The organism is Streptomyces sp. NPDC016845 (assembly GCF_044332585.1).
GTDB lineage: Bacteria > Actinomycetota > Actinomycetes > Streptomycetales > Streptomycetaceae > Streptomyces.
This window is the reverse complement of sequence record NZ_JBIRPI010000042.1, coordinates 24,632-30,850: the sequence shown is the minus strand read 5'-3', so window position 1 is coordinate 30,850 and position 6,219 is coordinate 24,632. Positions and strand designations below refer to the sequence as shown.

Annotated in this window: 5 protein-coding genes; 4 read left to right on the top strand and 1 reads right to left on the bottom strand. The window is 64.7% G+C overall.

Annotated elements, in window-relative coordinates; genetic code table 11:
• The first annotated feature begins 129 nt into the window (after positions 1-129).
• The 4 genes from ACH4RC_RS40845 (at position 130) to ACH4RC_RS40830 (ending at position 4,808) form a co-directional block, all read left to right on the top strand.
• A complete protein-coding gene (locus ACH4RC_RS40845) occupies positions 130-1,251 on the top strand; it encodes an IS630 family transposase (RefSeq protein ID WP_398209846.1) in 1,122 nt (373 codons plus the stop codon).
• Between the two features lie 405 nt (positions 1,252-1,656).
• Positions 1,657-1,950: a hypothetical protein gene (locus ACH4RC_RS40840; RefSeq protein ID WP_398209844.1), complete on the top strand. Its 294-nt coding sequence runs from the start codon at positions 1,657-1,659 to the stop codon at positions 1,948-1,950.
• 266 nt (positions 1,951-2,216) lie between these two features.
• On the top strand, positions 2,217-3,980 hold the full coding sequence (locus tag ACH4RC_RS40835) for an SIR2 family protein (protein ID WP_398209843.1): 1,764 nt from the start codon (positions 2,217-2,219) through the stop codon (positions 3,978-3,980).
• Between the two features lie 417 nt (positions 3,981-4,397).
• Entirely contained in the window at positions 4,398-4,808 is a 411-nt protein-coding gene (locus ACH4RC_RS40830; protein ID WP_398209841.1) for a hypothetical protein, read from the top strand.
• Positions 4,809-5,201: 393 nt separating this feature from the next.
• Here ACH4RC_RS40830 and ACH4RC_RS40825 read toward each other — a convergent pair whose 3' ends face one another.
• Positions 5,202-5,777, bottom strand: coding sequence for a hypothetical protein (locus tag ACH4RC_RS40825; RefSeq protein WP_398209839.1), 576 nt, complete (start codon positions 5,775-5,777; stop codon positions 5,202-5,204).
• Positions 5,778-6,219 lie beyond the last annotated feature (442 nt).

The window sequence follows — 6,219 nt, the reverse complement described above, 5'->3', positions numbered from 1 at the left end:
GCTACAGCAATCTCGTCCGGAGTCACACACTCTCAACGCCACACCGCGCTGAAAGGACACGCACCACAACAACCGACCTGACCAAGCCCTACTAGTGTCCTGCGCCGGAGATCCATCGTTAGTTTGTGTATGACTGCTTCTGCGGATGTGCCGGTGCCTCGTCGTGGTCCGAAGTTGGAACCGTTGTTGTTGTCGTCTGACGAGCGTGTGGTGTTGGAACGTTGGGCCCGCAGGGCGTCATCTGCGCAGGCAGTGGCCTTGCGGGCCCGCATCGTGTTGGCATGTGCCGGTGCTGATGTGCCGCCGATCGTTGTGGTGGCACGGGAGTTGCATATCGCGGCGGACACGGTGCGCAAGTGGCGTCGCCGGTTTCTCGCGGCCCGCCTGGACGGGCTGGTGGACGAGCCCCGGCCGGGCCGGCCGCCCCGCATCAGCGTGGACCAGGTGGAGGCGGTCGTGGTCCGCACCCTGGAGGAGATCCCGAAGAACGCCACTCACTGGTCTCGTGCGTCCATGGCCGACCGCAGTGGCATGTCGAAATCGACGGTGGGCCGGATCTGGCGACGCTTCCAGCTCAAGCCGCACCTGAGCGACACGTTCAAGCTCTCGACGGACCCGCTGTTCGTCGAGAAGGTCTACGACGTCGTGGGACTGTATTTCAACCCGCCCGAGGGCGCGGTGGTGCTGTCGGTGGACGAGAAGTCCCAGATTCAGGCGCTGGACCGCTCGCAACCGGTGCTGCCGATGATGCCGGGCATGCCCGAGCGCCGAACCCATGACTATGTCCGCAACGGTCTGACCACCCTGTTCGCGGCCTTCGATGTCGCGACCGGCGAAGTCATCACCTCCCTGCACCGCCGGCACCGGGCCGCAGAGTTCAGGAAGTTCCTCATCAAGATCGACCACGTGGTCCCTGGGCACCTGCAGGTTCACTTGATCTGCGACAACTACGGCACCCACAAGACCCCGGCCATCAGGACATGGCTCGCCAAACACCCGCGCTTTCACCTGCACTTCACGCCCACCGGCTCCTCCTGGATCAACCAGGTGGAGCGATGGTTCGGCTTCCTCGCGGACCAGAAGATCCGCCGCGGCGCACACAAGAGCGTGCGTTCCCTAGAAGCCGACATCCGGGCCTGGGTCAAACAGTGGAACGAGAACCCGACCCCGTTCACCTGGACCAAAACAGCCGAAGAGATCCTCGACTCACTCGCCCGTTTCTGCCAACGGATCTCCGGCGCAGGACACTAGAGGAAGTTCGACAGCGCAAGGCCCGGACTAGGTGTCCGGGCCTTCGTCGTGCCCGGATCTTTTCTCCCGGTCGTTGCTGTCCGGGTCTCGACTTCCGGCCCTACGGGGTGAAGGAGCCGTGCCCGCCAGGACGAGACGCAAGCACCTGAGTCCTGTCACTGTCCCGCCCGCCATGTCGAACTCGCACCGGAGGCAGTACTGATGACCACCCGCCAGACACCCGGGGCAACACCCGCGCCGATCGCCGCTACGCTGAACACGCCACCCTGGGCCAGGGCTACGACCCCACAGGGACGCTCTCAGGCAGAGAGCCGCAGGACCGCCGACCGCGCGGCGAACGCCCACGCGGACGACACCACGCAGGTGTCCGCGATCCCCGTTCTCTCCGCTCAGAGGAGCCCCACCATGCCCCGGGACATCGATCCCGAGCTGCCCATGCAGCCCTCCCCCGGCCAGCAGGCTTCCATTCCTTCCCGCCCGACCCGGTCGCGCCGCCGCCTCGTTCAGCGCCTGCGCATCATCACTGCCCGTACGCGGGCCATCATCTGGAAGCTGGTGAAGCTGTCCGGCGTGGAGTTCGTCAAGGGCTTCGCCAACAAGGCTGGCGCCATCACCGCGCTCGCCCTGGGCGCGGTCGCCATGGCCTATGCGCTGGGCATCGAACCGGCCGACGCCGTACGTCGCGTGCTCGGCATGTGACTGCCCCTGCTGCCCGGAGCGCGACGCACGCCAACTCCGGGCAGCAGGGGCTGGTGGCAGCCATTTTCCCGGTCAACCACATGGGGGCGAGGGGCCATCCTTCTTTTATCGTCATCGCGACGATAAAGGCGGTAGAGTGTTCCACGAACGGGCGATACAACGCGTTCCGAGCGTCGTCCGTGAAAGGAGCACCTCCCGTGGAAACCGACGGCACCGTGCCAGAAATCCCCTCACAAGCGCCTCTCGTGGTCGCGCCAGGCCGCATCTTGGATGCCAAGACTGCACTCGCCCTGAACGTCCATGCCAGCCCGGGGGTGTACGCGCTCCTGCTCGGGTCCGGGATCTCCCTGACGTCCGGCGTGAAGACCGGATGGGGCATCGTCGAAGACCTCGTCGGCCGCGTCGCCGCCATGCAGGATCCCGACGACGCCGATGCCGCCGAGAAGGCGGTCGCTGACCCGGTCGGGTGGTGGGCGCAGCACTACGACGGCGTCCTCGGGTACTCGGGCCTTCTGAGTGCTGTGGCGCCCACGGCAGCTGCCCGCCAGCAGCAGCTCGCCCGGTACTTCCAGCCCCAGGAAGACGATGAGCCCGGTGCGAAGGGTCCCACTCCCGCCCACCGCGCGATCGCCCAGTTGGTGAAGCGGGGAAGTGTCCGCGTCATCCTGACCACCAACTTCGACCGGCTCACCGAGCGGGCTCTGGAAGAGGCGGGTATCTCGCCCCAGGTCATCAGCCGACCGAGCCAGATCGCGGAGATGATGCCGCTCCCCCACGCGCCGGTGACAGTGATCAAGCTCCACGGCGACTACGCCGCCCTGGACCAGCTCAATACGGTGGACGAGCTGGAGACCTACGAGCCGGAACAACAGGAGCTACTCAAGCGGGTCCTGGACGAGTACGGGCTGATCATCTGCGGCTGGTCCGCGGACTGGGACACGGCGCTCGTCCGTGCCCTGGAAGGTGTACGTCCCCGCCGGTATCCGATGTTCTGGTCGTCCTTCAGCACGCTCGGAGAAGCAGCGAAGCACCTGACCACCCAGCACAGCGCCGTCGTCATAGAGGGCATGGCGGCGGACGACCTCTTCACCGACCTCCAGCGGCGCGTCGAAGCCCTAGACCTGATGGCGGCGCCACCCGTCACCCGCGACATTGCCGTCACCCGCCTCAAGCGGGCCCTGCCCGACCCGGTGCGCAGGATCGAGGCCTCCGACCTCATCCACCAGACCGTCACCGACATCCTCGACAGAACAGCAGCAGCCGCGCGTCCCCTGAGCGGGCCCGTCTTCGACGAGAGCGTGCGCGGCTACCGGGCCGACTGCGACGTCCTGCTCCACCTCCTGGCCCACGGAGTCTTCAACGACGACGGAACCCATGACGCCCTGTGGCTACGCGCCCTCGAACGGCTCACCCGCATCCGCGGCACGCTCCCCGGATATTTCACTGAGGCGCTGGAGACGCTGCGGCACTACCCGGCGCTCTTGGCCACCTGGACCATGGGCGTCACCGCCGTCGTCAGCCGTCGCGAAGAATTCCTGGCGACCATCATGGCCCAACCCACCTGGAACACCCTGTCGGGCAAGACCCGTACGCAGCCGCCGGCCGTCTACCTCAACCCCGTGCGCGTCCTGCCAGCCGACCTCAAATCCGTCATGCCCCCGCCAGAGGGGAAGCGTTGGCGTTTCCCGCAGAGCAAGTTCCTGCGGCAGGAAACACGCGAACCACTGCAAGTCCTCGAACCCGACGACACGGCGTACCAGACCGCCTGCACCCGCTTCGAGTTCCTCGCCTCCATGATCGCCATGGACGACGACACACAGCACATGCGCCTCCCGTGGGTCGGCGAGTTCATGGACGACGTGCACTGGGAGTACGACACCAGCATGGCCAACATGATCAAGGCAGAACTGACACCCAACTGGCCGCTACTTCAGGCGGGCGCGTTCGGTGGTGACGTGGAACGCGCACAAACGGCTTACGAACGCCTCGTCGAATGCCGGGCAAGGAACCCCGAGTTCCGCTGGGGGTAGGGCACCTCAGCCCTCCCCTTCAGAACCGGTCGCGCGGGGCATGACGGAGGTCAGGCCGCGCTGGCCATGCCGCTCGGAGCTTCATGAACGGTTTGGGGTACGTCAGCAGGCGGCCGGTGCTCCAGAGGCGCAGGCTGACGGTGTGGAGGGGCCTGTGGACGTCGCCCTCGCGCGGCCCGTGACACAGCTGCCGACAGGCCCGTCGTGGGCCTACGAGATCAAGATCGACGGTTCTCCAGACACTTCAGCCGTGTCTCATTCCGCGGGTACACCAGCGCTCCTGTAGCTGAGTTCGCGCTCTATGGCGGAGCTTTGGCGGTTTCCCCCGTCGGGCTGAACCAGAGCTGGTCAGTTGGGAGGAACAGCGGGCTTCTTGGCCGTGCTGTTCTTCGGAGGCCGCCCGGTGCTGCCGGAGCAGTGAGCGTCTCCCCACGCACCGAACAGGCTCTGGAACAGGCCATGGAGCGCCTCTTCACCGGCCGCCCGGAGCGCACCGACGGCCAGCTCACCAAGAACAACCTCCACAGTGAGGCTGGCGTCAGCCGCGCCACCCTCCACCGGGCCCCGCGCATCCTCGCCGCCTGGGACAGCCGCCTTGCCGACAGCCCGGCCGCCGCCCGTGAACGCACCCGCCACAGGGAGCTCGCCGTGCTGCGCGGCGAGCTCACCAAGAGCCGGGCCCGACGACGCCTGCTCCAAGACCAGGTCGACGCCGCGGCCACCGTCATCGCGGCCCTCGCTGCGGAGAACGCCGCCCTGCGCGCGCAGCACGCCCGCTCCTCCGCCGTGATCGTCCCGCACCGGCCTCCCGATGCCCGTGGCCGGTAGGCCGCCATCCGGCCCTGGCTACGCCCATCATGATCCCACGGGACAGACCTCATCACTGCTCCATGCCCGCCGACCTCGCACGGGCCTCAGCAGATACGGCCGTGGGACTGCTGGGCTCGCATGTTGAAGGTGTTGCGTATTCAGGGTGGAGCGGCGCTGGTGTCACAGCTTGTGATCGCTATGTACGACTCGTGCCACTCAATTGGTGAGCCTTTCCAACCTCAAGTTGAGGCGTGGTGAAGGCCGTTGCCATCCTCCACCACGCCTCAACTTGATGTTGGAAAAAGTTCACTGCCGTCACGACTACGCCGCAGACGTTGCTTGCTCGGTCTCGCTGCGCTTGCGATCTGGGGATGGGGGAAACGGTGAATACTAGGGCGAGGCCCTTCCGGTTCAGCGGACACTCACGCCGATGATGGAAAAGGCGAAAACCGCTACGCCGATGAAAGCAATCCCGATAGGTAGGCCCACCCAGAGAATGTGAAGCCTCACGCCGTCCACCCACGGTGACGGCTTTCGTGTAGTCTTGGATCGCTTGAGAGAAATGCGCCGTCCAAGTACTCGAACCTCTGGGAGTTTAAACGCTCGAAATTCGGACTGATTGCGACTCTCGCCATCTTCGCGGAGCTTCCTCAAACTTTTCGCACCCGCGGGGCTGATTGAGTCGATCTCGTTACGGATTACATTCAAGATTGCCGAATGCATGCGGTTCCGTTCATAGTGCTTAAGGCTGAGGGCCACGCCGAGGGCGCCAAGAAGAATCACCACTACTGCGGCAGGAGCATCAGCTTTCGAGAGTCCCCCGACTCCGCACAACCCCACTACCGTCGCTGCAATCGCCGCTAGGGTGCTCGTCACGGTGGCGCGCAGGTTCTCGTGCTGACGGGCTTGAGCTGCGTGTTCCTCGTAGAAGTGCCACAGAGTCGCTATTTGGGCGGACTTTACCCTGTCTGGGTCATCTACGCTCATGCCAAGTCTCAATCCTTCAGCGATCAGCGAAAGTTAGACCTGCTGAGGGCAAGTCAGAAACACATCCGAGACAGCAACCTTTCCCGGAGGGCCGCCTGTGGGCACACTGAGGACTAGCTCATTTCCACCTGTGCGTAGGGCTATGGAGGCGAATACCTCATGCCACGACCGTTGTGGTTCCGTATCGAAAATCTGGTCAAGGATCTCCGTCTGGTTTAGTCGAATCCGAAGCCTTGCTTTCCCTATCGGATTCACTCGGAAGGCGAGGATCGAGGGGGCAGCCTTGTCCACGACAGTTGGCCCTTGAAACTCGATGCGATGATCACTGATCAGTCCACTACCAAACGTGGCTGAACCGTCTTGCAAAACTAAGTGAGACGAGACTGTGGTCACTTGTGCCACTCCTCTCCCAGCCTGACCGTTTATTTCAAATCGGAGCTGT